A 23,819-nucleotide genomic window follows, 5' to 3' on the forward strand; every position below is an offset into this window, starting at 1 on the left:
AATCCCCCCTTACATATCACAATGTATGCTTGTAAGAGGGGACATAGTAATAGCCGGGGCCAATTTATTTTATTTCACCATTTTTAAAAGCGCTTCTCTGCCGCTCATACCGACTTTGATGCCAAGATCTTCCGCAGCGTACGTGACGGATTCTAAAGGTGCGTCTAACAGCTGGTCAATGGTGCGGACACCAACTGCGCGTCCCGCCACAATGCCGCGCTCCTTTAATTTTTCATTCAGCAGCGCCACATCCAGCGCGCCGCACATAATATATCCGTGATCATTGGCGACGGCCATAAAATTCGTTTTTGGAAGTTTCACTGTCACAGCTGTAAAAGGCTGTCCTTCTATCATGATCGGTGTCAGGTTTACCACGTCAACCACTCCCTTCATTCATCACTTTATGATGAAGGGCACAGCTTGTTGTGGGCTGACTGCCTTATTGCGCAAGCTTCCAAGCAAGCAGATCCCGCAAAAATTCCGGCATAAAATATTCTTTTTCTGCAGCGTCGCGAATCAACGGAAACAGTTTGCCGAGCGTAAACATATCAAGCACCGCAACGGAGTATTGTTTATGTTTTTTAATATCTTCCCCGTTCAGTGTGATCCGGGTGACGTGGGTGATCCCGTCATCGAGCCGTTTCGTTTCTACCTCAACGCCGGCATACACCATTTTCCCCATCACTTCTCCGCGGAAGCCAAGTCCTTTGATCCGGAGCTGCTCCATTTGTTCGGAAGCGGCATGGACAATGGTTTCCTTCAATTCTTCTCCCGTCAGGCGGACAGCCACCGGGTTGATCGGATGCGGACAGATGCGGTGCAGATCCAACTTTGTCACAGGACCTGCTTTTAGCGGACCGAGAATGACACCTGAATTGACCATACTGATGTCCGTCTCGCACCATTCCTTTAAGGCGTATGCCAAAAGCAAAGGCAGCTCTGATTCTTCAAACCACTTCACCTCAGCATCTTGTGCAAGCTCTGCAACGGCATCGGATAGCTTCTCCTCGGCTTCACGTTCTTTTTCATTGAGAAACGCTTTTGTTTCTGCGGATTCTCCTGTCCATTCCGCCATGTTCTGCACAGAAGCCGTTTTGCTGATGATGCTTCGCTGTACGCTGTCCACCGTGATTTCTACACAGCCGACATAATGCCCGTATTTCTCGGCGCTGGCCAGCAGTACCCCATTCACCACTTGTCCATCTTCAAGCAAATGATGGGTATGTGATTCGAGGATTACATCAATCTCAGGCACCGCTTCAGCCACTGCCTGATCATCAAGAATGCCTAAATGTGACAGCAGAACGATAATATCAGCCTGCCCTTTCACTTCCCGAATGGTTTCCTTTATGCTTTCAAGAGCATCCGTTACTGTCCATCCCAGCTTGTCATATACAGGATAATACGGCACAGTTACACCTAAGAAAGCAATGGACATACCGTTTTTCAATGATTTGATATGGTAAGGCACCGCCCAGGACGGACGGTTTCCATTTTTATCAAACAGGTTAGAGACGATGACAGGAAATTCAGCATGATCATATAAGGCAGCAAGCTCTTCATGCGGAAGCGTAATCCCTTCGTTATTGCCGATCGCCGCTCCATCAATGTGAAGGCGGTTTAAGAGATCGACATTCGCTTTTCCGAATGTCGCCTCTGTCAAGAATTGAAAACGATCAAGATGATCGCCAATATCAAAAACGAGCGTCTCTTCGCCGTCTGACTGATGCTCTTTTCTTTTCTGCTCGATATAATCTACAATTTTCGGCCAATTTTCAAAATGGCTGTGCAAATCATTTGTATGATATAAGCGGAGCTTCTCCTTCATAATATCTCTCCCTAATCGTTCAGCTGAAAATGCCTTCATAAATGAGCTGGCAGCCGATCAAAATCAATACGATCCGCATGATCATAACGATCGTTTTCGTCTGCATTTTTCTGTTGATGGCGGCGCCAAGCTTTCCGCCGAACCAAGCGCCGGGCACAAGCGCGAGGGCGTACAGCCAATTGACGTGCCCGGAAATCATATGTGAAACAGACCCTGTCATAGAAGACAGGAAAATAATAAACATGGACGTTGCCACCGCAACCTTCGGCGGAAACAGAAATAACAGCATCATCGCCGGAACCATCAGTGATCCGCCGCCTATACCGAAAAGTCCGCCTAAAAAACCGACAACAAAGGCAATGGCAATACCCACAGAGGCCTGATATGAGTACGTATAAGGCTCACCGGCATCATCCTGAAATGTCCGGATAATTCCTTTGTGCGCTTTGTTGATTGGCCGGGCTTTCGCTTTCAGCATTAAGGATAATGAAATCAGAATCATAAAAATGCCAAACCAAACGGAAAACGAGTTTGAATTGAACAGCTTTGACACGTAAGCCCCGATCATGCTGCCGGGACCTGAACCGATAAAGAAAATGAGCCCGCTCTTATAATCAACTGTTTTATATTTAATATAAGCCAAAGTTGAAGAAAGGCCCGTAAAAATAATGACCAAAAGCGAAGTTCCAATCGCAACCTGCGGCGTCACATCCTGAAACAGCTGCGTCACTGTGCTTAAAAACATCAGAGATGGCACAATGACAATTCCGCCGCCAAGCCCGATCAGACTTCCTACCGTACCTGCGATTAATCCCAGGACGACCAAAATCACAAACGACATCAGTAAAAACCTCTTTTCTAAAATAAATCGAGCTGTCTCGGAGCAAGTCCGCTGTACTCGATATCAAGCAGTTCAAGCATCTGCTTGCCATTATCCGCAGCGTCACCGCCGGAATTATTGTTGAACAGGACAAAAACATCTTTACATTGCTGCTGCAATTCATTCAGGTGCTTTTTCCAATCCTCCAGCTCCTGTTGGTTGTAGCGATATAAGTACCTGACCTCCCGCCAGTTTTTCCCGCCATCAGGCTTCATCCAGCCCTGCTTGTTGCGTCCGTGAAACCTGACGAGCGTTTTGTTTTCATCGGTCGCGCGCAACACGGTCGGAACGCTGCCTTCTCCGATTTGCGGTTCATCACAGACACTGTGAATCCAGCCTTCCGCTTTCATAAATGAAAGCGTCTGCTCATAAAATGGCGGCGAGAACCAGGAACGGTTTCTGAATTCAAGCGCGCAAGGAATATCTCCCATTTGGTGCTTGCACCATCTCAAATAGGCGACATTCTCCTTCTTGCAGTCAAACCACGGCGGAAATTGAAACAGCACCATGGCGAGCTTATTGCTATGTAAATATGGCGTTAAAGACACCTTAAACGCATCAAACATCTCCTCTTTTGAGTCAAAGGGAATTTCGCCGCGCTGATGCCCTGTCATGCCCTGATATGCTTTCACGATAAATTGGAAGGTTTCGGGCGTTTCCTTCACCCACTTTTCATTATTGCGCGCCGGCTGAATCGCGTAAAAGCTCGCGTCTAATTCCACGATCGGAAAATGGGAGGAATAGGCCTGCAATTTTTTCTGGCTGGCCGTTTTCGGCGGATAGATGCTGTCATGATCCCCCCACCCCGTCAGTCCGATATAAATCACACTCATTCACCTCTCTTCCAGTTTATCACACGTGTTTTCAGGTTTCCTTGGAAATGCTGTTCATATGGCGGGAAAATGCAGAACGAAGATGCTGATATTGTTCCTCATTCGTATCTAAAAACGCCTCTTCTCTTGAGGAAGGAATATGCTGATATTCAATAGGCGCCTGAAACTGCTCACTCGTAAAATCGTACATCACACCATTGATGCTGTTGTAAAAATGCCAGCTCTCACCGACTTTTGTTTTGAAAATCGTGCCGCCGAAATGGTCTTGAATCACCAATGCCGTCACGCCGCATTGGCCGCATGACGGGCATTCTTCCGTCCATTTAGAGCTCGAATGACGCGACCAGGATTGCTTAAGTATGTATTTGACATGCTCCATTGCCTCCGCCTCCTTTAAAAAAAGATACCACGTTGATGAGATTTTAAAAACTAGAACGGAGGAAATCAAAAAACCCGGCGGTAAATCCGCCGGGCTTACGAAGGAACGACCAGAGCTCCATCAATTTCAGTGATTTTTTCCCCATCATTGTACACGCACCGGCCTTTGCTGTAAGTGGCCGAAATGCTGCAGGGAAATGTATGTCCTTCGTAAATGCTTTTTTTATGCTTTGCAAACATCGATTCTCTTGTAACAGTGTACGGCTCCATGCTGACGAGCACGAAATCTGCATCACACCCCGCCTCAAGCCGCCCTTTTTTCTGAAGGCCGAATCGTTTTGCAGGGGCCGCCGCTGTCCATTCTGCGATGGTTTCAAACGGAATCTGATGCTCAAGCGCCAGTTCCAGCATTCCTAATAAAGTGAACTGCCCGCCGCTGATTCCGCCCCATGATAAAAACATGTTATCCTCCCGCTTCAAGGATGGACGGCAGGGGGAATGGTCTGAGGAAACCATGTCAATGTCCCCGGCAATGAGCGTCTCGATCAGCGTCTCTTTTGATTGCCGTAACCGGAGCGGAGGCGCGCATTTTGCGACAGAGCCCCTTTGCCGTAAATCGTCATGGCTGAACAAGACATAATGCGGGCATGTTTCAACCGAAACATCAAGACCTTCCTGTTTCGCCTCTCTGATCAGCCGGACCGCTTTCGCCGTGCTGATATGGACAAAATGAACCGGACAGCCTGTCACCTTCGCATACTGAATCGTGCGATACACCGCTTCAACTTCTGCTTCCTCCGGGCGGGAGGCGGCGTACGCATCCGCATCCACCTTTCCTTTATTGGCCAAAACCATCTGCAAGTAGCTTGTGATCGCGTCGCTTTCCGCGTGGAGAGCGAGGATTTTTCCTGCAGCCGCGATTTCTGCCATGCCTTTGAGCAATGTCCGTTCATCAACAGAGCGGAACTCATCAGTGCCTGACTTTGATAAAAACGCTTTAAACCCGATCGCTCCCGCTTCAGCCATCGGACAGATGTCCTCGATATGGCCTGGCACAAGGCCGCCCCATAGCGCAAAATCCACGGCAGATTTTTGCCTGCCTAGCTCAGCTTTTGCGAGAAGATGCTCTGCCGTCACGGTTGATGGAATACAGTTGAGCGGCATATCAAAATAGGTGGTGCAACCGCCTGCGGCCATCATTTGAGAACCTGTTTCAAACCCCTCCCAATCCTCCCTGCCCGGTTCATTAAAATGAACATGGCAGTCTATCACACCAGGAAACACGTATTTCCCGTCTGCCTGGATGATTTCCGTCCCGCTTGCTTCAATGTCAGAACCTATCTCGGCAATGACACCGTTTTGAACTGCAATCTCAGCTTCTATAACGCCATCTGGCGTAACTGCCTTCGCACCTTTTATCACCATATCGTAAGCCATATTGATCCCCCCATGTCAGGATGACGATTTTTCATGTCAGTTTATGTAACACAACCAGTTCTATTTTCAACAGTTTACTGCTACTATGATCGTATTACATCAGCAAAACCGCTAGAATTCCTATTGAAAATTATTCACCTTAACCAATGTTTTTATAGAAAAGGAGAATGCGCTATGAATATTTTTGATGTGATGAAAATACCGGCTTTTGAAAACGCCAATTTAATCGCTGGAAAAGCAGGAGGGGAAAGAGAGGTTCAGCATGTCAATATGATGGACGCTCCGGATATCGCAGACTTTTTGCATAAGAATGAATTGCTCGTCACCACCGCCTATCACCTGAAGGATCACCCGCATCAATTATCTGAACTGATTCGGCAAATGGCAAAACGCGGCTGCGCGGGCCTCGGCATTAAAACAAAGCGCTATCTGGAAGATATCCCGAAGGAAATCATCGAACTGGCCGATTCATATGCGTTTCCGATCATTGAACTTCCAGAACACATCCGCCTCGGCGATATTGTAAATGCCACACTCAGCCACATTCTCGATATGCGTTCTAACGAGTTGCAGCAAGCCATTTACGCGCACAAAAAATTCACAAACCACATTATGAGCGGCAAGGGGCTGCAATCCCTCCTCAAAAAGGTGTCAGACCTCCTTCAGCTTCCCGTGCTGCTGCTTGACCAGCATGCCAAAATGCTGTCTGCGTCTCATCAGATTTCAGTTGAGACCGAAAAGCTGAAAGGCACCCTGAATACCGTATCCGGGCCATTTTTCACTTGTTTCTCTACAATCTCAGATCAGAAAACATATTCTGTCCTGCCTATTTATAATCACGAAAAAAACTGCGGCTACCTGCTGATACCGGACATGGTGCAGGCCGGCGACAAAGGATTGATCCTCACGATTGAACAAGCGGCCAACGTCATTTCCTTTGAACTGCTGAAGGAAAATGCGCTGAAGCAGTTCAGCCGGCGGGCCCGCAATGAGTTTTTCAACAATTTTATTGAGCGGTCCTTTTCTTCAGATGACGAAATCAAAAACCGGGCGAAAGAATTCAAGCTGCGCTGGGATCAAAAATACATGTGCATTGCCGGCAAACTCGATCGGAATGATGAATCAATCAGTTTTACAGAAAATCAGCTCGCTTCCGACAGCGTATTCGAATTTCTTGAAGGTGAACTATCAGCCTTCCCGTTTCCGCCTCACTTCTTTATGAAAGGAAATGTCGGCATTATTCTAATCGAGGCGACAGACAGCTGGAGTGAAATGCACGCCTCGGTGATCAGCTTTTTAGAACAGTTTCAAACACAGGTCAGCGCTCAATTTAAACGAACCGTGTCCTTTGGCATCAGCAATATATGCCAAAAGCTCATTGATGTTCCCGACGCTTTCACAGAAGCTTCTGATGCTCTGCAATCGGGGCATTTGTCAAGAAGCACAGCATTTATCCAGGTGTATCACGCCAAAGATGTGCCTGAGCTTCTGCGCTTGCTCCCAGTTGAGGATTTGAAGAAATTTTACAACTCCACGCTTCAGAGCCTCGCTGAAAAACAGCAGGAGGATCAAAGCCTGCTTCATACGCTTTCCGTCTATTTAGAGACACACTGCCAAATTTCAGAGACGGCAAAGCGTCTGTACGTTCATCGCAATACGGTCATATACCGCCTTGAAAAATGCGAAGAGCTTCTGGGTAAAAGCTTAAAAGATCCTGAAACAACGATGCGTTTGCGGCTTGCCTTACGTATGCAGCGGCTGATCAGCTAACGTTTGTCACATTTTCCTACAAAATGAATCATTTTTCGTCACTTTCAGCAATCACACCTGTCTTTTTCAGCTACTGTATCCAATGACACCCCTCGGCCGGCACGATATCATGTTACTAAAGTTCACATACAGGGAGGGACTATGGTGAAAAAAAGATCGTTTAAGGTGTTTACGCTTGGCCTGCAGCATGTGCTCGCCATGTATGCAGGTGCGATTTTGGTGCCCCTGCTTGTCGGCAGGGCGCTGAATGTAACAACTGAACAGCTGTCCTACCTATTGGCGATTGACCTGTTAACGTGCGGCGTCGCGACGCTTTTGCAAACCTTGCGCGGAGCATACATCGGCATCGGGCTTCCCGTCATGCTTGGCAGTTCATTTGTGGCCGTCACCCCGATGATTGCAATCGGCAGCAATTACGGCATTCACGCGATTTACGGTTCCATCATCGCGGCCGGTGTGTTCATCTTTTTGTTTGCGCGTTTTTTCGGCAAGCTGACTGTGTTATTTCCTCCTGTCGTAACAGGTACCGTTGTGACCTTGATCGGCCTTTCACTTGTTCCGACAGGTGTGAAAAATATGGCTGGCGGCGAAAAAATAAACGGCAGCGCCAACCCCGAATACGGTTCGCTCGAAAACCTTCTTCTCTCTGTCGGTGTCCTTGTTCTGATCTTAGTCCTCAACCGCTTTCTCAAAGGATTTGCCCGAACACTGTCCGTTCTGATCGGCATCGCCGCCGGAACAGCGGCAGCAGCGATCATGGGCAAAGTCAGCTTTTCTTCTGTTACAGAAGCACCGTTCTTCCAAATCCCGAAGCCTTTTTACTTCGGAGCCCCCACGTTTGAAATCGGTCCGATCTTAACGATGCTGATCGTCGGAATCGTCATTATTGTGGAATCAACCGGCGTTTTTTACGCAATCGGAAAGATATGCGGCAGACCTTTAACTGAAAAAGATCTCGTCAAAGGCTATCGAGCGGAAGGAATCGCCATTCTCATCGGCGGGCTGTTCAATGCCTTTCCTTATAATACCTTTGCGCAAAACGCCGGCTTATTGCAGCTGACCAAAGTGAAAACAAGAAACATCGTCGTTACCGCAGGCTGTATCCTTGTCTGTCTCGGGCTGATTCCGAAGATTGCCGCCCTTGCATCTGCCGTTCCTGCTGCTGTACTTGGCGGCGCGACCCTCGTCATGTTCGGCATGGTGATTGCCTCTGGCGTCAAAATGCTGAGCACAGCGGATCTCAAAAATCAATACCACCTCCTGACCATCGCATGCTCAATCGCACTCGGCATCGGCGCCAGCACGGTCCCCGGGATTTTTGCTGAATTCCCCGCTCCGATCCGGATTCTGGTCAGTGACGGCACCATCACTGGCAGCCTGACCGCCATCTTTTTGAATCTATTTTTCAGCTTGCGCGACAAAAAAGAATTAACAGCACAGCAAACAGAACTTCCGGTATTAGAACGTACACTCGTATTAGAAAAAGAGGTGTAAAAAAGATGAAGGAACAACACAATGCCTTACAGCTGATGATGCTGGGGCTTCAGCACATGCTTGCCATGTATGCGGGAGCCATTCTCGTTCCGCTGATCGTCGGAGCGGCGATCGGGCTGAATGCGGGGCAGCTGACGTATTTAATCGCGATTGATTTGTTTATGTGCGGGGCGGCAACTCTTTTGCAGCTCTGGAGAAACCGATATTTCGGCATCGGCCTTCCCGTTGTGCTCGGATGTACGTTTACCGCAGTCGGCCCGATGATTTCCATCGGCAGCACTTACGGTGTCCCAGCGATATATGGTGCCATTATCGCCGCAGGACTGATTGTCGTCTTAGCCGCGGGCTTCTTCGGGAAGCTTGTCCGTTTTTTTCCGCCTGTCGTAACCGGATCAGTCGTCATGATCATCGGCATCAGCCTGATTCCAACGGCAATGAATAACCTGGCCGGAGGTGAAGGAAGCAAAGAATTCGGCTCACTCGACAACGTGCTCCTCGGGTTTGGCGTCACAGCTTTTATCTTATTGCTATTTTATTTCTTTAAAGGCTTTATCCGCTCCATAGCGATTTTACTCGGTCTTATCGCAGGAACAGCGGCTGCATATTTGATGGGAAAGGTCGATTTTTCTGAGGCCTTGGAAGCGTCTTGGCTTCATGTTCCATCTCTGTTTTATTTCGGACCGCCAACCTTTGAGCTGCCGGCTGTTGTCACGATGCTTCTCGTTGCGATTGTCAGCCTCGTTGAATCGACAGGCGTTTATTTTGCCCTCGCTGATATCACAAACCGCAGGCTGTCGGAGAAGGATCTGGAAAAGGGCTACCGGGCAGAAGGCCTTGCGATTTTGCTGGGCGGCTTATTTAACGCGTTTCCTTATACAGCTTTCTCGCAGAATGTCGGCATCGTTCAGCTTTCAAAGATGAAAAGTGTCAACGTCATCGCCATCACAGGAATCATACTGGTCGCGATCGGCCTGGTTCCAAAAGCAGCGGCCCTGACAACAGTGATCCCCACCCCAGTTCTCGGCGGCGCAATGATCGTCATGTTCGGTATGGTCATTTCTTACGGGATCAAAATGCTATCCAGCGTTGACCTTGATTCGCAAGGCAACCTGCTGATTATCGCCTCTTCCGTCAGCTTAGGGCTTGGCGCTACAACAGTTCCCGCGTTGTTTTCATCTCTTCCGGGCGCGGCCTCTGTCTTGGCAGGAAGCGGAATTGTGATCGGCAGTTTGACGGCCATTGCACTGCACGCTTTTTTTCAAACCAAACAGTCGAATGGCGCAGACATAAAAACGTAAAGGAAGATGCCAATGTTCACAATGGATGACCTGAACCAAATGGACACACAAACACTGACAGACACACTTGGCTCTATTTTTGAACACTCTTCATGGATTGCGGAGAGATCCGCAGCACTACGGCCGTTTTCGTCGCTTTCTGATCTTCACCGCAAAATGACTGGCATTGTAAAAGCCGCGGATCGCGAGACACAGCTTGATTTAATCAAAAAGCATCCCCGGCTCGGAACAAAGAAAACAATGAGCAATGACTCGGTACGAGAGCAGCAGAACGCGGGGCTCAGCAAATTAGAACAGCAGGAATACGAGGAGTTTCTCAAACTGAATGAACACTATTATGATCGCTTCGGCTTTCCTTTTATTTTAGCGGTGAAGGGAAAGACGAAACAGGACATTCACCAAGCCCTTCTGGCAAGGCTTGAGAGCGAACGAGAAACGGAGTTCCAGCAGGCCCTTATAGAAATTTACCGAATCGCCCGCTTTCGTCTGGCTGACATCATCACTGAAAAAGGAGAGACGCAAATGAAAAGAACTATGTCTTATGGCAAAGGAAATGTATTTGCATACCGAACGTTTTTAAAACCGCTCACTGGAGTGAAGCAAATCCCAGAATCATCTTTTGCCGGGAGAAGCAATACCGTTGTCGGCGTTGATGTGACATGCGAAATTGGCGGAGAAGCCTTCCTGCCATCATTTACAGACGGAGACAATACTCTCGTCGTGGCAACGGATTCAATGAAAAACTTTATCCAGCGCCATCTCGCATCCTATGAAGGAACGACAACCGAGGGGTTCCTACACTATGTAGCTCACCGATTTTTAGATACCTATTCTCATATGGACAAGATCACTCTGACTGGCGAAGACATTCCGTTTGAAGCAATGCCTGCATACGAGGAGAAAGAGCTTAGCACAAGCCGCCTCGTCTTCAGAAGATCGCGTAATGAACGAAGCCGCTCTGTGCTGAAAGCAGAACGAAGCGGGAATACCATAACGATTACAGAGCAATACAGCGAAATCATGGATCTTCAGCTCGTCAAGGTGAGCGGCAACTCCTTCGTCGGCTTCATCCGGGACGAATATACGACTCTCCCGGAAGACGGCAACCGCCCGCTGTTTGTCTATTTAAACATCAGCTGGCAATATGAAAATACCAATGACGCATACGCTTTTGATCCATCCCGCTACGTTGCGGCTGAACAAGTCCGCGACTTAGCGAGCACCGTTTTTCACGAGCTCGAAACCCCTTCAATCCAAAACTTAATCTATCATATCGGCTGCAGAATATTAGCGAGGTTCCCGCAGCTCACTGATGTCAGCTTCCAATCTCAAAATCACACGTGGGATACGGTTGTCGAAGAAATCCCGGGCTCACAAGGAAAAGTCTACACCGAACCGCGCCCGCCATACGGTTTCCAACATTTTACCGTGACAAGAGAAGACGCCGAGAAAGAAAAACAGAAAGCCGCTGAAAAATGTCGGAGCCTGAAAGCCTGATGGGAAAACTGACAACCCATATTTTAGATTTAACCAGCGGCAAACCAGCGGCGAACGTAAAAATTGAAGTGAAGCGGCTGGGCGAAAGTATTTTGAAAGAGGTTTACACTAACAATGACGGCAGAGCCAATGTCCCTCTGCTGGCTGGTGAAGAGCTGGTTTCCGGAGAGTATGTGATGGAATTTTATGCAGGAGACTATTTTGCGAATAAAAACGTGAATACGATCGACCAGCCGTTTTTAACCATCGTCACCGTCCGTTTTCAGCTTGCAGATCCAGATGCACATTATCATATCCCGCTCTTGCTGTCGCCGTTTGGTTATCAGGTGTATAGGGGGAGTTAAGAAGAAAGCCCGCCGGTAAGGCGGGCTTCTATTTGCACTTCAATAAACTTTTAATCCTAGGACAGTACTTGCAGTGATCCCACACTTAGTGAAACAACAGCTAGAATAAACATTCACCAATATTTTTCAGGATAATTGCCTACGAGAAAAATATCCTGTAGTCCTTTCATTTATAAATCGGGGTTTCAAACTAATAAGTCAGCTCTTAGAAGCCGAGCTCCCTTTTCCAATCCTATAAACAGACCGCGTTTTTTCTCGAAAAATTACTCTGAAAACAATTGCTGCGGTTTTAATAGTTTTGATAATGCGTTCTCTCTTACACCTTTAGACAAAATATTCATTTTTTCTTTTTTAGACTTAAATCTATGTCGAAAATGATCGTTTGGCATATCTTATACTATCTCCACTAAAGGAGGTGACATTATGGGATTCTACAATTCTGGTGGATACAGTGGAAACTCTGGTTACTCAAACGGTTTCGGGAGCTCCTTCGCTTTGATCGTGGTGCTATTCATTTTGTTGATCATTGTTGGAGCAGCTATCTTTAATTATTAAGTTTAACTTTCCTTGCCTCCGCCGTATCCAACACCTCCCTGTCCGACAGACGCCATAAGAAGTTTTTATGGCGTCTTTGCTATGTGATTCACTAATCATTTTCTAATCCAGAAGCTGTCAAGTTCTACGAGATTTATCGTGTGTTTTCCCACAACGCTTCTGCGTCTTGATCGCGCTGTCTGACTGAGGCTAAAAAAGTCCGGCTCTTAAAAGCCGGACTCCAGACTACCCCCGTTCAACTCTCTTCTAATCCTGCAAGCTGACCGCATAATCCCGCCATACCCGGTACACCGGCACAAGTTCCCCGCCAGCCCTTCTTCTATATCTTTGTCAGAAGGTTGAGGGGTTTCCCGAAACAGTGCTTTAAGCGCAATTATCATTCCTGGGGTACAGTAGCCGCATTGGAAGCCTCCTTCTTCCAGAAAAGCGGTTTGGCAGATATCCAGTTCCTCTTGTTGTACGCCCTCGATTGTTGTAATGGAGTGGCCGTCCACTTGATAAGCCATGGTCATACACGCATTGGCCAGTTTTCCGTCGATTAAAATAGAGCAGGCTCCGCAGCGGCCGATTCCGCAGGACACCTTTGTCCCGGTCAGCTGAAATTCCTTTCTAAGCAAGTCACTCAGATGTGTCGTAGGAATGGCAGCAACCTCCCACTCCTGCCCATTCACGGTCATCCGGAACTGTTCCTTTTTTACAGGAAATGGCCCGGCCTCTTTTACGTCCATTGCTTCAGCCCCTTTCTGTCTATCGCTTCAAGCAGCTCTTCTCTTGAAATTGGCAGCTTGTTTATCCAGCATCCGACCGCATCATGTACTGCCTTTACAATCGCCGGAGTGATGGCGATTGTTCCAATTTCGCCAACACCGCGTGGTCCATATGCATCACCCTTCATTAGTTCTTCTATTGCGATCACCTTCATGTCAGGAACGTCTTTGACTCCAGGGATCAAATAGTGATCTAGATTTTCTGCGGCATAACGGCCGTCCGTCATTTTCGCTTCCTCCATCAGCGTATAGCCGAGTGCCATGGCAGCGCCGCCTTCAATTTGACCTCGATATCCCTGCGGACTGACAACCGGACCTGCCGCAATAGCGTGCTCACAATCTATCAATTTGACATCGCCTGTTAACAGATCTACCTCCACCTCAACGGCAGCCGCTCCAAATGAGTAGAGGAAATGGCCGCCCACCACAGGATCAGGCGTTGTTGGAAAGTCAAAGGCCGTTTCCTCTGCCAAAGGGCCTTTTTCAGCCAGCTCCTTATACGTCACCACGAGCGCCTTTGTGTTTTTGTCACGCAAGCCTGCAGCGCCGGGAATAAGGTTTTCCGCTGAACAGCCGCTCCATTCTGCCGCCCGTTTTTTCAACTGAGATAGAAACGGCTTCTTCAAACGCTGGATCGCGTGCCACACCATGCTTGTGCCGCGGGATGCTGTGGAGGAGCCTGACTTCGGCACTTTTGCGGTATCCCCAATAACAATGGAAATATCCTCTGCGGCACAACCCAGCTCCTCCATGACAATCTGTTCAATCGCTGCTAGAATCCCCTGTCCGCATTCTTCAAATCCAAATGATGCTGTGATTTTGCCTTCACTCGAAAGAGACAAACGGCCTCCTGCCGCATCCATTCGGCCAAACCCCAGCCCGCCGCCGTGCATTGTAATTGCCGCTCCCGTGCCTCTTTGCAGATACCCGCAGTTCCGGCTTGTTTTTTTAAGAATGGGAGATTTAGATATGGCATTCAACACCTGTGCCGCTCCGTCAGTCGATGCAATCCGATGCTCCAGCGGCCCCAAGTCATGCGGTTTTCTGATATTTTTTCTTCTCAGCTCCAGCGGGTCGATGCCGAGCATGCCGCTGAGACGATCGAGATGGGTTTCGAGTGCAAATGTGATTTGGTTGCCGCCAAAGCCTCGAAATTCACCCGCCACCCCGTTGTTCGTAAATACTGATATTCCTTCAGTCCGGATATTCGGAATACGGTACGGCCCCGCGGCATGCTCGACAGAAAAATCTAGAACGGCAGGCCCAAGCGTGGCGTAAGCGCCTGTGTCCGCCACAATTTTCACGTCGTGCGCCAATAGATTTCCCGAATGATCTGCACCCGTTTTTATCGTAATCTTCATCGGATGGCGCTTAATGCCAGAACGTACAGATTCCTTTCGTGTCTGATGGATTTTGACAGGGCGTCCGCTTTTCAGGGCCAAAAGCGCAGCATACGGCTGAATATTCAGCTCATCCTTCCCTCCGAACGAGCCGCCCATCGGACTTGACACAATTCTGATCTTCTCTTCAGGAATATCAAAAATACGGGCAAGCTGGAAACGGTCTTTATAGCCGTGCTGAGTTCCTGCATACATCGTAAAACCCCCGTCGTCTTCCGGAACGGCTACGCCTCCCTCCGTTTCCATATACGTATGCATCTGCCGCGGCAGCTCATAGGTTTCTTCAAGGACTGTATCAGATGCTTGAAACCCTTCTTCCACATCGCCGTTTGAAAAAAATGTGCGGTGCAGGATATTCCCGTCCTCATGCAGTCTTTGCGCATTCGGCCGAAGCGCTTTTTCTGGTGAATCTATGACTTCCAGCTCTTTATACTCAACTCGAATCAGCTCCAGCGCCGCTTCCGCGATTTCCTCCGTTTCCGCAGCAACTGCGGCGATCGCATCCCCGACATACCGCACCCTGTCCTCACATAAAACCGGCTGATCAGGGATGACAATGCCAAATCGGTTTAAGCCAGGAACGTCTTTATGCGTGACGATGGCTTGCACGCCTTCCATTTTCTCAGCTTTTATGGTGCAAACCGACACAATCTCTGCATGAGGATAAGCACTTCTCAGCACCTTGCCATACAGCATTCCCAGAAAGCTGAGATCGGTCATATATTTCAATTCCCCTGTGACCTTATCCCTTCCATCCGGCCTGACTCTTGACGGTTTGTTGATGATCATTTATTCCCCTCCCTCAGCCATCAGCTCTGCCATGATGACGTTGGCAGCGGCTTTTTTTCTGTATGCCGCTGACATAAAAGCATCTGAGGAAAACGGCAGCTCATGGATAAGTGTTTTGTACAGCTCATGCGAGTCCCACCCTGGTGCCATCCATTTCGCTTCGCTGTCCAATAATCTCCTAGGGGTGATATCGGCATGGCCAGCGGCGAGGCGAATGCCGCCGTCTTTCAAAAAACGTCCAGCTGCAACAGCAGCCGCTCCTGTAAAAGCCTGGCGCCTCCCAAGCTTGTGATAAAATACACGCTCTCCCTCCGCCCGCGGGATGATGACACGCGTGACGATAGCCGTTCTAAAGTCTTCCTCACTGAGCCAAGCGCCAAGCGGCAGCCTGATTAGCTCCTTTTGATATACGATAAGCTCAGCACCAAGCACAAGCAGAAGCGGAATGAAATCACCGATTTTACTCGCTATGTTGCCGCCAATCGTGGCACGGCTGCGGATCCCCGGTGCAGCGACAGCGGAAGCAGCGTCACTGAAACAGCCAAGCGCTCTCTTGATCAAAGGGTTCTTTCTGCATTCATTCAGTGATGTGAGCGCCCCGATCGACACGTGGGTGTCACTGGCGCTGATCCCTCGCATCTCGTCAATCCCTTCAAGGCTGACAAGGTGCTGTTTCGGCAGAGTTCCTTTGTCCCACTGAAGCTGAAGCAGCGTGCTTCCCGATGCGGCACACACATCCGGAGCAAGCTTCTCTAAAAGCGAATAGGCCTCATCAAGCGCTGTCGGCCTCCATAATTGAATATTCATCCTTGCTTTTGTCACTTGGCCGTTCAAGCCATCGCCCTCCTTACCATGTCATATTCCTCGGGTGTATCAATATCGTCCAACTCGCCGCTATCCTTTGCCTCCAAAACCGCTCCTGCTCCAAGCTGTCCGCTTTTCAGGAGCCTGCGAGCCCCTTCATCTCCCTTTAACCCCTTTACATAAGGAAAACATGTCGACGAGAAGTAGATTGGCGGGGTGAACGCCCCTAAAAACGATGACACGGCAAATGACTCAGGGGCCAGTGCCACAAGGGCATTGAGATGATCGACGGAAAGCTGAGGCTGGTCGGCTAACAAAATGACAACGCCGTCCGCCCCCATGCTTTCTGCTTTTCTCACCCCGCTGCCGACTGAATGCCCCTGACCCTTTTCTGCGTCTTGGCAAACGTGCAGGCTCCAGCGTTTTTGAAAAGGCGGAGCGTGATACGGCGCTCCTATCCACTCAAGGGAGGCATGTTCTGTCCGCTCGACGACCAGCACGTGATCAAGGCGGGACGACAGAGCAGTTTTCAAGGAAAGTGAGCCGATGTTTTCTCCTTTTAGCGGCAAAGCCAGCTTGTTTTGGCCCATTCTTCTGCTTTTGCCGGCAGCGAGAAACACGCCGATCAGATAGGGGTTTCTCATACAACCGCCACCCGTTTTCTTGTTTGAATAATTTCTGCAACTACACTTACCGCAATTTCCTCTGGACCTTCCGCACCGATTTTCAGCCCGACCGGACTGTAAAAGTGAGACGGAGGATGTTTTCCGTTCAGCAGCCGTTTCGTGCGGTTTGCCGAACCCAACAGTCCAATATAATGGAGGTTTTGAGAAAATAAGAAGTTGATGATCGTTTGATCGTGCTGATAATGATGGGTTGCCACAACAGCTGCATCATGCGGAAAAAATTGAAATTTGCTAAGCATTTGTTCCGGAAAAGCGGTAATCAGCTGATCCGCTTTTGGAAAAAGAGAGGATGTACAATAAGCGGGCCGCCAATCCGTCACGATAACAGAAAACCCTGTGTCAGCCGCCAAATTGGCCAGCGGTACAGTATCCGGACCCGCCCCAAACAGAATGAGGCGCGGCTTCGGTTCAATTCGCTGAATAAACATGTTAGTGGGTGGATCGAAATGCGGTAAATGAAGCGTTGAAAGAGTACGTTGAATATCTTGCAGAGGCGCGTCCGGCCAGTTGCCAAAATGCCCGTTCTCCGTCAGAAATAAATAATGGGAGGATCCAATCTTTGTAACGGAAGTGACAGCTTTGCCTGATTGAAGGCAGTCCCTCACTTTCTCATAGTGCCGCCTTTTTTCCTGAGTGATTCGCTCTGCATGAACATGAATAATGCCATTGCACCCGGCTCCCATGCCCCAAGAAAGATCGTCCTCCGACCGCATGTCGTAGGGAATCAGCGTTGGTGTGAGCTGATCGCCCAGCGCACTGATTCTTTGGAATACATCTTCTTCCACACACCCGCCGCTCAGCAAGCCAATCCGTCTGCCATTTTTCTTAAAGAGCATAGAGGCGCCTGCTTTTCGATACGCGGAGCCTTCCACTTGAACAATTGTCGCCAGTACAGCCTCCTCCTGGTCTTCCAGGAGCGCATCTAACATCGTGTGAAAATTCCCCAATGCCGCATCCTCCTCTCGAAAATTGCCGTGAGAAACAACTAGTTCAGCGTGATTTTATAGGTAACTTGTATAAAGAATAGACGATGGAAGAAAAAATGACTCATGATTTGTCAGAAAATGAAACACATAGAAAGAGGATTTGTAAAAAGAGTCAAACGAAGAAAATTAGATTGGAGAAAACACGAAATCATATCTAAAAAGCTTGCGGAGTTCCGCAAGCTTTTCTTTACACCGCTGCCTGGCGGCCAGCGTTTTCATACACATTCAGCGCTGCTTGGAGCGCTTTTCCTGCTTCGATTCCTGCGTTATGTCTGAGAAGCACAGCCTCTAACCCGGCAAGCACGAATAGCACGTTTTCTTTTCTGCAGCTGTACCCCATCGTGCCGATTCTCCAGATCTTCCCTGCGAGCGGGCCGAATGAGCTGGCGATTTCAATACCGAATTGTGCCAGCAGCATGCCACGGACAGACTCGCCGTCAATGCCGCCGGGAATTTCGACACAGGTGACAACAGGCATTTTGCAGCTATCATCTCCAAACAATCTTAGCCCCATTGCCTTTATCCCTGCTGCTAATGCGGCTTCATGGTGCCGATGCCGCTCAAAACGCGCCTCAAGGCCTTCTTCAAGCACCAGTCTGACTCCCTCACGTAAGGCGTACAGCATCGTCGTCGCTTCTGTATGATGATTGAGCCGTCTTTCGCTCCAATAATCCTCAAGCTGGCTCAAATCAAAGTAGTTGCTTGTGATTGGCCGATTTCCCGAAAGCGCTTCCCTGTCAGCTTGTGACGCAATCCCCCGCTCCACCTTTTTACGAGCTGCAATCACGTCCGCCACCCGCTCATTATATGTAATCGGCGCCATTCCTGAGGGCACAGACAAACACTTTTGCGTTCCGCCGATGGCAGCATCAATCTTCCATTCATCGACTTTAACCTCGCAGCCCCCAATCGTTGCGACTGCATCGACGATAAACAATGCATCCTCGGTGCGGCAGGCTTCGCCGATGGCTTTCAGCGGGTGAATCCGTCCTGTCGATGTTTCTCCATGCACCATTGCCACAATTTTCGGCTTTACTTTTTTTATCTCCCGTATGATGTCCTCCGGGTCAAAAACCGTTCCCCATTCGCACTCAAGCATATGAACATTTGCCCCATATCGCTCTGCGATTTCAGTCAGCAAATAACCGAAACGGCCGTAAATGGGAATGAGCACATCATCTTCCGGCTCTATCACACTAGCCAGCACTGCTTCAATTCCCGCCCTTGAAGTGCCGTCAATCGGGTATGCCCAGCGGTTTTTTGTTTGGAACAGCTCCCGAAGCATCTCCATCGTTTCATTCATAATACCTGTAAACGCCGGATCAAATTGGCCGACAACCGGGGTGCTCATTACTCTTAATACACGCGGATCAACCTCAACAGGCCCTGGCGTCATAATCGTTCTTAACGGGGTGCATAATTCTCTTCTGCCTGACACAGCCATTCCTCCTTTATCAGTAAGCCAGTTTGTATAATAAATCAGTCAGTGCGCGGACGCCGATCTCGAGCTGTCTGGCTGACGTATATTCCTTCGGTGAGTGGCTGACGCCGCCTCGGCTCGGCACAAACAGCATACAAGCAGGATAGCGCCTTCCGATCATTTGCGCGTCATGCCCTGCTCCGCTCACCATTTCCTCACAGCTGAAGCCGTTTTCTAATGCTGTTTCAAAAGCCGCAGCCTTCAGCCTTTCGTCCATCGGCACAGGCTCTATCCGCATATATTCATCAATCACGGCGCGAATTCCTTTTTGTAGGCAAATGCCGTTGATCAAAGCAACCATGTCTTGATGAAACTGCTCCAGCACATGCTGATGCTGATGGCGAATATCGATTGAAAACTGGACGCGGCCCGGTATGACATTGGCTACATTGGGCTCTGCCGTTATTTTTCCGCATGTCAGACGGAGCTCCTCCGGCAACTCCTCCGACCGCAGCAGCAGCTCATGAATGATACGGCTGCTGGCTGCGAGCGGGTCCTTGCGCCATTTCATGGAGGTGGTTCCCGCATGATTGCATTCCCCCTCCAGCGTGACGAGATATCGCCTCTGACCCGCAATGCTTGTCACAATCCCGAGATCCCGTCCTGACATTTCCAATGTCTGTCCCTGTTCAATATGGAGCTCAACAAAAGCGCTGATATCTGTCCGATATGCTGCCTGAAACACACCTTTGCCAAAACCGTTCTCATGCATCGCATGTTGCAGTGAGACTCCTGATTCGTCTCTTGGCTCTGCTCCATCCTGTAATGAAAAAACACCCGTCATATTCCCTGATCCCCAATAGGTCATTGGAAAACGGCTGCCCTCCTCCTCACATAAAGATACCGCTTCGAGTGTTTTTTTCGGCGCTCCATATGTCTCTTTGAGCCGCTTTATCGCAAGCATTGCCGCCAGAACACCATAGGCGCCGTCGTATTTTCCCCCATTGATGACAGTATCGATATGTGAACCGGTTACAATGACTTCATCCGGAGACTGGGTGCCCGAAAGCCTTCCAAACACATTGCCGACATCGTCGAATCTTGTTTCAAGCCCGAAAGAAGACATTTCCGTTTTCACAGCAAGCTGTGCGTCCATCCACTCTTTTGTGTATAAAAGCCTCGTTACGCCGCCATCCGCAGACGCACCGTATTGGGCGAGCCATTCAATATAATCTGTGATGCTGTTTTTTACTGAAAGCTTCTGCTTTTCCATGTACTCCCCCCTCTGGCCGCTATGGTGACTTCATTATAGAAGGAGCAACATGATAGTTCATTGACAGATTAACCAAAAAAACGTTTATTTTTTAGTCACAGTATCCATCCAGCAACCAGATTCACCCTACATGTCACAACTATTTTGATGTAAAGGTCAAAAGAAAACACGGTAAGGAAGAGAGCCAGCAAGAGCGAAAAAGAGGGTCAAAATGCCTTTCATATGAACAAGCTCAGCTTGCCAGAGAGGCGATGTTTGCGGAACGGATGAAAACAGAAATGCCGGCAGCCCGCAAAAACAGGACCTAAAGGTATGGGAACAGGAGATTTCCGCCTCCTCCAAAGGAACTAATTTACAATTTTAATGAAAAATATACAAAATGACACTTCTATCCTTTATTTCAATTTTAGATAATAGACATGATCTGATAAAAGGAGGGCAAGTGATGACAAAAAAAGCATGGTTTCTGCCGCTCGTCTGTGTATTACTGATTTCCGGATGGCTTGCGCCGGCAGCTTCAGCAAGCGCGCAAACCGCATTAAGCCTTAATGACCGATTGGCGTCTTCCCCTTCAGGAACGGGAAGCCTTCTCTCATTAGCCGCCCCAGCTGCACCCTATGCTGACACAGATACCTATTATGAAGGGGCTGAAGGTAAAACAGGAGACTCGCTAAAAAGCACCCTGCACCGTATTATCAGCGGACACACGATGCTGTCCTACAGCGAAGTGTGGAACGCGCTGAAAGAAACGGATGAAGATCCGAGAAATCCGAATAACGTCATCCTGCTCTATACGAAAGAATCGCGGTCCAAAAACCTGAACGGCGGGAATGTCGGCGATTGGAACCGCGAGCATGTCTGGGCGAAATCCCATGGCGATTTTGGTACGAGCAAGGGACCTGGTACTGATATTCATCATTTGCGCCCGGCTGATGTTCAAGTTAACAGCGCCAGAGGAAATATGGATTTTGACAATGGCGGCACTGAATATGCGAAGGCACCCGGAAATTATTATGACGGCGATTCATGGGAGCCCCGCGATGATGTGAAAGGCGATGTTGCCCGCATGCTGTTTTACATGGCTGTCCGTTACGAGGGTGATGACGGCTATCCTGATCTTGAGCTTAATGATAAGACAGGCAACGGCTCAGCTCCTTATCATGGCAAACAATCTGTCCTGCTCGAATGGAATAAGCAGGATCCGGTTGACGACCGCGAGCGGAAAAGAAATGAAATCATTTATGAAAAATATCAGCACAACCGCAATCCATTTATCGACCACCCTGAATGGGCGGATGAGATTTGGCCGTAAGAAAAAGGTGCTCCTTTTTAGGAGCACCTTTTTCTAATACACAGCCTCTTCCGTTTCCACATCGAAAAAGACTACGTGGTCCATTTTCACTGAGAGCTGGATTGAATCGCCTGCATCGATTCGCGTGTTTCCGTCCAGGCGGACCTTGAGCCGCTCGTCCCCAGCCATGACATGCACTATGAGCTCCGAGCCCAAATTTTCATTCACTTCCACGTTCGCTTGAAACACTGAATCAAACAACTGGTCATTTCCTGTCATTTGTGTGATGTGCTCCGGCCGTACACCGGCAATCATCTGTTCTCCGGCATATCCCTTTTCCTTCAGCCGCTTTGCTTTTTCTTCAGGAATATGAAGCCGGATCGAAGAATTTGTGAAAAACAGCTCGCCATGCTGCTGTTCTATGATGCCTTTCAAAAAGTTCATCCCAGGAGAGCCAATGAAACCTGCGACAAACAAATTGGCCGGGTAATGATAAATGTCATGAGGTTTCGCCACTTGCTGGATTTCCCCTTCATTCATGACGACAATCCGATCTCCCATTGTCATTGCTTCGGTCTGGTCATGCGTGACATAAATGATCGTTGCCTCTAATCGCTGGTGCAGCTTGCTGATTTCTGTCCGCATCGTCACTCTTAGTTTTGCATCCAGATTAGAAAGCGGCTCGTCCATTAAAAAGACCTTCGGCTCCCGCACAATCGACCTGCCAAGCGCCACCCTTTGCCGCTGCCCGCCGGAGAGCGCCTTCGGTTTTCTCTTCAGCAAATGTTCAATTTCTAAAATTCTAGCTGCCGCATGAACCCGCTCGGCAATTTCCTGTTTCGCCATCTTTCTGAGCTTTAATCCAAACGCCATATTATCAAAAACCGTCATATGCGGATAAAGCGCATAGTTCTGGAATACCATCGCAATATCACGTTCTTTCGGCGGAAGATCATTGACCCGCTCCCCATCAATAAGAAGATTTCCTTCAGAAATGCTTTCTAATCCAGCCACCATCCGCAGCGTTGTTGATTTTCCGCATCCTGACGGCCCCACCAGCACCAAAAGCTCCTTATCCTTTACATCTAAATCAAAGTCCTTCACGGTTAATTGTGAGTGATATGATTTTTTGACGTGTTCAAATGTTAATGAAGCCATCAGAAAAGTCCCCCTATCTTTTGACCCGTTATTTCGTCACTGGAAACAACTTGGTCTTTCTGTTATTTTTAGAGTAATCGATTCCCATTTTTGCTATATTTCTAAAATAAAAAATGTAAATTTGTATTATAACGTCATAATACATTATAATATAAATAATAGGTTAAAAGGAGGCTACCCTTTGTTAAACAACGGAAGTTCTACACCTTTATACATTCAGCTAAAACAAATCATCACTGATGACATCAAAAAGGGCGTGTATTCCCCAACCGCCAAGCTGCCTACCGAAAACGAGCTTTGCACCAAGTATAACGTCAGCCGCATCACCGTCAGGAAAGCCATTCTCGATTTAGTCGAAGAAGGCTATCTGATCAGGCAGCAGGGAAAGGGAACGTTCGTTAAAAGCCCTAAATTAAAACGAGAGCTGATCGCTGTAAACGGCTACTCGGAATTTATGGAATCAACCGGCAAAAAACCGAAGCATCATGTGCTGTCCCATGACATCATTCCAGCGTCAAAACCCATCGCAGAAAAGCTTCAAATCCATCCCGAGAGCCCTGTCGTTGAATTAAAACGGATTTTATATAATGATGATCAGCCTCTCACCTTTGAAGTGACGCATTATCCGCTTGATTTGTTTCCCGGCATTGATACCTTTATTGCTGACGGCGTCTCCATGCATGATATTTTGAAACAGCAATACAAAGTTGTACCCACGCACAATACGAAGCTATTAAACGTTGTATATGCCCAACAGGAGGAAAGCAAATACCTGGATTGTGATATCGGGGATGCGCTGTTTGAAATTGATAAAACGGCTTTTACATCAAACGACCAGCCAATCTATTGCTCATTGTTTTTGATGCACACAAACCGTGTCACTTTTACCATCAACAGCCCCTACACATAACAGGCATAAAAAACGAGACAC

At 48.5% G+C, this 23,819-nt stretch carries 22 protein-coding genes and 1 pseudogene; 9 read left to right on the forward strand and 14 right to left on the reverse strand.

Features of this window, described 5'->3' with window-relative positions:
- Window positions 1–69: 69 nt before the first annotated feature.
- The 6 genes from KXZ66_RS16710 to KXZ66_RS16735 all read right to left on the reverse strand — a co-directional run bounded on the left by KXZ66_RS16710 (window position 70) and on the right by KXZ66_RS16735 (window position 5,356).
- Entirely contained in the window at window positions 70–375 is a 306-nt protein-coding gene (locus KXZ66_RS16710; RefSeq protein WP_019712942.1) for a YunC family protein, read from the reverse strand.
- A gap of 64 nt (window positions 376–439) precedes the next feature.
- The gene (locus tag KXZ66_RS16715; RefSeq protein WP_151870068.1) at window positions 440–1,828 is read right to left on the reverse strand and encodes a bifunctional metallophosphatase/5'-nucleotidase; all 1,389 of its coding nucleotides are present in this window, start codon (window positions 1,826–1,828) and stop codon (window positions 440–442) included.
- A gap of 19 nt (window positions 1,829–1,847) precedes the next feature.
- A complete protein-coding gene (locus KXZ66_RS16720) occupies window positions 1,848–2,669 on the reverse strand; it encodes a sulfite exporter TauE/SafE family protein (protein WP_003228670.1) in 822 nt (273 codons plus the stop codon).
- A 17-nt stretch (window positions 2,670–2,686) separates the two neighbouring features.
- Entirely contained in the window at window positions 2,687–3,535 is an 849-nt protein-coding gene (locus KXZ66_RS16725; RefSeq protein ID WP_003243895.1) for a DUF72 domain-containing protein, read from the reverse strand.
- A 37-nt stretch (window positions 3,536–3,572) separates the two neighbouring features.
- Complete coding sequence (locus tag KXZ66_RS16730; RefSeq protein WP_014480757.1) at window positions 3,573–3,920, reverse strand: YunG family protein; 348 nt, start codon at window positions 3,918–3,920, stop codon at window positions 3,573–3,575.
- Window positions 3,921–4,015: 95 nt separating this feature from the next.
- Entirely contained in the window at window positions 4,016–5,356 is a 1,341-nt protein-coding gene (locus KXZ66_RS16735; protein WP_151870067.1) for an allantoinase, read from the reverse strand.
- A gap of 174 nt (window positions 5,357–5,530) precedes the next feature.
- On the opposite strand from KXZ66_RS16735, the gene pucR reads away from it, so the two are divergent.
- From pucR to yuzJ, 6 genes are all read left to right on the forward strand, one after another.
- Window positions 5,531–7,126, forward strand: a complete 1,596-nt coding sequence (gene pucR, locus KXZ66_RS16740) for a purine catabolism transcriptional regulator PucR (protein WP_014477890.1) — start codon at window positions 5,531–5,533, stop codon at window positions 7,124–7,126.
- A 144-nt stretch (window positions 7,127–7,270) separates the two neighbouring features.
- Window positions 7,271–8,620 (forward strand): uric acid permease PucJ, encoded by a 1,350-nt coding sequence (gene pucJ / locus KXZ66_RS16745; protein WP_038829792.1) that lies wholly within the window; start codon window positions 7,271–7,273, stop codon window positions 8,618–8,620.
- 5 nt (window positions 8,621–8,625) lie between these two features.
- Window positions 8,626–9,918, forward strand: a complete 1,293-nt coding sequence (gene pucK / locus KXZ66_RS16750; RefSeq protein ID WP_038829790.1) for a uric acid permease PucK — start codon at window positions 8,626–8,628, stop codon at window positions 9,916–9,918.
- A gap of 12 nt (window positions 9,919–9,930) precedes the next feature.
- On the forward strand, window positions 9,931–11,415 hold the full coding sequence (gene pucL / locus KXZ66_RS16755; protein ID WP_101501434.1) for a factor-independent urate hydroxylase: 1,485 nt from the start codon (window positions 9,931–9,933) through the stop codon (window positions 11,413–11,415).
- The gene (uraH, locus tag KXZ66_RS16760; RefSeq protein WP_101501435.1) at window positions 11,415–11,759 is read left to right on the forward strand and encodes a hydroxyisourate hydrolase; all 345 of its coding nucleotides are present in this window, start codon (window positions 11,415–11,417) and stop codon (window positions 11,757–11,759) included. Before pucL ends, uraH begins: the two co-directional genes overlap by 1 nt.
- 423 nt (window positions 11,760–12,182) lie before the next feature.
- The gene (gene yuzJ / locus KXZ66_RS16765; RefSeq protein ID WP_009968115.1) at window positions 12,183–12,314 is read left to right on the forward strand and encodes a YhzE/YjcZ family sporulation protein YuzJ; all 132 of its coding nucleotides are present in this window, start codon (window positions 12,183–12,185) and stop codon (window positions 12,312–12,314) included.
- Window positions 12,315–12,520: 206 nt separating this feature from the next.
- Here yuzJ and pucE read toward each other — a convergent pair whose 3' ends face one another.
- The 7 genes from pucE to allC form a co-directional block, all read right to left on the reverse strand.
- Window positions 12,521–13,042, reverse strand: coding sequence for a xanthine dehydrogenase subunit E (gene pucE, locus KXZ66_RS16770; protein ID WP_049139625.1), 522 nt, complete (start codon window positions 13,040–13,042; stop codon window positions 12,521–12,523).
- Window positions 13,033–15,270 carry a xanthine dehydrogenase subunit D gene (gene pucD / locus KXZ66_RS16775; RefSeq protein WP_049139627.1) on the reverse strand — a complete coding sequence of 746 codons (2,238 nt, stop codon included), beginning with the start codon at window positions 15,268–15,270 and terminating at the stop codon, window positions 13,033–13,035. The genes pucE and pucD overlap by 10 nt, the downstream gene beginning before the upstream one ends.
- On the reverse strand, window positions 15,271–16,104 hold the full coding sequence (gene pucC, locus KXZ66_RS16780) for a xanthine dehydrogenase subunit C (RefSeq protein WP_038829784.1): 834 nt from the start codon (window positions 16,102–16,104) through the stop codon (window positions 15,271–15,273).
- The gene (gene pucB / locus KXZ66_RS16785) at window positions 16,101–16,718 is read right to left on the reverse strand and encodes a xanthine dehydrogenase accessory protein PucB (RefSeq protein ID WP_021480548.1); all 618 of its coding nucleotides are present in this window, start codon (window positions 16,716–16,718) and stop codon (window positions 16,101–16,103) included. Before pucB ends, pucC begins: the two co-directional genes overlap by 4 nt.
- On the reverse strand, window positions 16,715–17,707 hold the full coding sequence (locus tag KXZ66_RS16790) for an XdhC family protein (protein ID WP_120028548.1): 993 nt from the start codon (window positions 17,705–17,707) through the stop codon (window positions 16,715–16,717). The genes pucB and KXZ66_RS16790 overlap by 4 nt, the downstream gene beginning before the upstream one ends.
- Before the next feature lie 226 nt (window positions 17,708–17,933).
- On the reverse strand, window positions 17,934–19,184 hold the full coding sequence (gene pucG, locus KXZ66_RS16795; protein ID WP_151870063.1) for a (S)-ureidoglycine--glyoxylate transaminase: 1,251 nt from the start codon (window positions 19,182–19,184) through the stop codon (window positions 17,934–17,936).
- A 16-nt stretch (window positions 19,185–19,200) separates the two neighbouring features.
- Entirely contained in the window at window positions 19,201–20,439 is a 1,239-nt protein-coding gene (gene allC, locus KXZ66_RS16800) for an allantoate deiminase (RefSeq protein WP_049139632.1), read from the reverse strand.
- Between the two features lie 244 nt (window positions 20,440–20,683).
- Between allC and KXZ66_RS16805 the strand changes: the two are divergent.
- Window positions 20,684–20,803 (forward strand): annotated as a pseudogene (locus KXZ66_RS16805) (hypothetical protein); the annotation flags it as partial.
- 81 nt (window positions 20,804–20,884) lie between these two features.
- On the forward strand, window positions 20,885–21,751 hold the full coding sequence (locus tag KXZ66_RS16810) for an endonuclease I family protein (protein ID WP_042974677.1): 867 nt from the start codon (window positions 20,885–20,887) through the stop codon (window positions 21,749–21,751).
- 33 nt (window positions 21,752–21,784) lie between these two features.
- On the opposite strand, the gene KXZ66_RS16815 is transcribed toward KXZ66_RS16810, so the two are convergent.
- Entirely contained in the window at window positions 21,785–22,888 is a 1,104-nt protein-coding gene (locus tag KXZ66_RS16815) for an ABC transporter ATP-binding protein (protein ID WP_120028550.1), read from the reverse strand.
- A 181-nt stretch (window positions 22,889–23,069) separates the two neighbouring features.
- Between KXZ66_RS16815 and frlR the strand changes: the two genes are divergently transcribed.
- The gene (gene frlR / locus KXZ66_RS16820; RefSeq protein ID WP_014480777.1) at window positions 23,070–23,798 is read left to right on the forward strand and encodes a transcriptional regulator FrlR; all 729 of its coding nucleotides are present in this window, start codon (window positions 23,070–23,072) and stop codon (window positions 23,796–23,798) included.
- The last annotated feature ends 21 nt before the right edge of the window (window positions 23,799–23,819 follow it).

The sequence above is a fragment of the Bacillus sp. LJBS17 genome (assembly GCF_019334685.1).
GTDB classification, from domain to species: Bacteria; Bacillota; Bacilli; order Bacillales; family Bacillaceae; genus Bacillus; species Bacillus subtilis.